Below are 2,016 nucleotides of genomic sequence, written 5' to 3'. Positions count from 1 at the left end.
TCCGAACCTGGCGACAGCACCCCCCGGATCATCAATGACAGGGGCAGAAAGTCATACCAAGCCCAGCGACCAAGCCCCCGACCTTCGAGGACTCCAATAAATGTAACGGGGTAGGCGCCGTGCACTAGCCGACCGCCTGTTGGCAATGTATCGAGCCCTCGTAGGGCATAGTCGCGCAGATGAATCGGCATGGGGCGCAACCGCGGGTTGCCGCCGCGATGTTGGCACCTGTGAAACCATTGCCCTATGTGGTTTGAATCGTGGGAACAGGTTTTTAGGGTGCTTGTAATTGGTTCGGTGTCCTACGCCGCATTGGTAGTGGTGCTCCGGGCGTCCGGTAAGCGAACATTGGGGCAGCTCAATGCCTTCGACTTCATCGTCACGGTAGCGCTTGGATCCACGCTGGCGACGATCCTGCTCAGCGCCGACGTTACCTTCGCCCAGGGGTTCGCTGCCCTGGTGCTGCTGGCGTCGTTGCAGTTTGTTGTCGCCTGGCTATCGGCCCGCTGGCCCCGGGTACGATCGGTTGTCACCGCACGGCCGGTCGCCCTGGTCATCGACGGGCAGTTGCAACCTGCGCAGTTACGCAACAACCGCTTGACGGAGTCTGAAGTGCTTCAAGCGATCCGCAGTACCGGCTCAGGCTCCGTAGCCGACATTGCGGCTGTTGTACTCGAAACCAACGGCACAATTAGCGTCATCCCCCACAGCAAGATCGGGACAAGTTCGGCCCTCGCCGGGGTAGCCAACTGGACCGAGACGGACACCCGATGACTCGTTCGGGTGACATCCCCGAGGCGCGTCCAGCTCTGACGGACCGGCTCCGCTCGGCCGAAGAGCTAGCCAAACGGCTCGACAAGCCGATGGGGATCCTTGGCATCATATTCCTCTTCATTGTGCTGGGCCAGCTGTTGGCCGAAGACCCGACTCTTGTACTGGTGTTCAGCGTTGTTGGCTGGATCTTCTGGGCTGTCTTTGTTGCGGAGTTTCTGCTCCGTGCCTATGTAGGGAGTTTCAGTAAAGCGTTCTGGCGCCGCAACTGGTGGCAAGTGGTCTTCCTCCTTGTGCCGTTCCTCAGGTTCTTTAGAGCCCTGCAGGCGTTCCGACTGGTCCGGCTCGCGCGGTTCGCCCGGTTCGGTGGCATCCTCTCGGCGGGGATTAGAGGATCCCGATCCGCTGGCAGGTTGCTCTCTAGCAGGATCGCCTGGCTTGCTGCGGTGACAGCGGTAGTCATCCTTGCCGCCAGCCAACTGCTTTACGCCACTGGATCCCACGAGTCGTATATCGAAGCGTTGTTCGAATCCGCCATGGCGACCATCACGGGGGCAGGTATCACTCCATCCGACCCTTTCGCCCGGATCCTGCAGGTGTCACTGGCTATCTACTCGGTCGCAGTCTTCGCGACCCTCGCGGGATCTTTAGGAGCCTTCTTCCTCAGGGATCAAGTCCCGACGGCCCAGGTGGCGACGCCCGGCGACGCTTCCCCGGAGCTGGGACAAGCACCAGTAACTCTGGATAACTGAGTGGGGTTCGCCTGCTGAGCAGGACAGGGGCCACGGTGGCTACTGTGCTGGCGGGCGAGTGGTCGATGGCGAACAGCCGCCATCGTGCGCTGCCTCCGCCGACCCCAAGGGCAATAGCGCGTGCGGGTTGCACCTACCTGAGCCGCCAAACTCTCACTGACCTGCCCGGTTGACCTCGTTTTCTGGAGCCCGAAGTTCACGCCGACGACGGTTGCCCAATCCGTCGGCACAATCACCGGCGGGCCCAACGCCGGGGCTATAAAGTTCCCATCAAGCGGGGAATGATCCCGATCTGGTGGATCATCTGGAGCTGGCAGGCCTTTGGATATCTAGCTGAATCCTGTGAAGGAAGCGTATTTGGGGCGGGGCTAGCTTTTCCCCGGTGTGGATAACTCAGCGCTCTTCTCCTCCACATTGGTGGATTTTGCTGGTTTGTTCGAAGGTGTGTTCGATAGAATTGGTGTATGGCGATTACCCGGTTTGAGGATCAGGC

General features: G+C 60.4%; 2 protein-coding genes. Both read left to right on the top strand.

Translation table 11 applies throughout. The annotated features are described in order from the left end of the window. The first annotated feature begins 279 nt into the window (after positions 1 to 279). On the top strand, positions 280 to 774 hold the full coding sequence (locus tag ACX80A_RS15175) for a DUF421 domain-containing protein (protein ID WP_459260595.1): 495 nt from the start codon (positions 280 to 282) through the stop codon (positions 772 to 774). Continuing rightward, positions 771 to 1,523 carry a hypothetical protein gene (locus ACX80A_RS15170; protein WP_459260594.1) on the top strand — a complete coding sequence of 251 codons (753 nt, stop codon included), beginning with the start codon at positions 771 to 773 and terminating at the stop codon, positions 1,521 to 1,523. The genes ACX80A_RS15175 and ACX80A_RS15170 overlap by 4 nt, the downstream gene beginning before the upstream one ends. Positions 1,524 to 2,016 lie beyond the last annotated feature (493 nt).

This window comes from Arthrobacter sp. TMN-50 (assembly GCF_054511125.1).
The sequence above is the reverse complement of the archived record's forward strand: the minus strand, read 5'-3'. Positions and strand labels throughout refer to the sequence as shown.